We start from the raw sequence: 336 nt of genomic DNA, 5'->3' as shown, positions 1-336 counted from the left end.
GGGCCCGTAGCTCAGTTGGTTAGAGCACACGCTTGATAAGCGTGGGGTCGGAAGTTCAAGTCTTCCCGGGCCCACCAATGGTTTGCTGAATTTACCTGATCCCTGGCGGTTTTGCTGTCGGGTGTTTGCGATGGTTGGGGCTGTAGCTCAGCTGGGAGAGCACCTGCTTTGCAAGCAGGGGGTCAGCGGTTCGATCCCGCTCAGCTCCACCAATCGCGGAACGCGGTTTGGGTGTGTAGCGCGGGAATATCCTTCTGAAGAAATAAAAGTTTGCATCGTCCTGCTAAGGACTGATGCCTGTTCTGAATACATTGTGAAGAGAAGATATGTCTGGAA

At 53.6% G+C, this 336-nt stretch carries 2 tRNA genes; both read left to right on the top strand.

The annotated features are described in order from the left end of the window. Positions 1-77, top strand: a tRNA-Ile gene (locus tag FS804_RS24760). Positions 78-136: 59 nt separating this feature from the next. Continuing rightward, positions 137-212 (top strand) — tRNA-Ala (locus tag FS804_RS24755). Positions 213-336 lie beyond the last annotated feature (124 nt).

The sequence above is a fragment of the Agrobacterium sp. DE0009 genome (assembly GCF_007680755.1).
GTDB classification, from domain to species: domain Bacteria; phylum Pseudomonadota; class Alphaproteobacteria; order Rhizobiales; family Rhizobiaceae; genus Agrobacterium; species Agrobacterium tumefaciens_B.
Note: the sequence above shows the minus strand (reverse complement) of the source record. Positions and strands in the feature narration are given on the sequence as shown.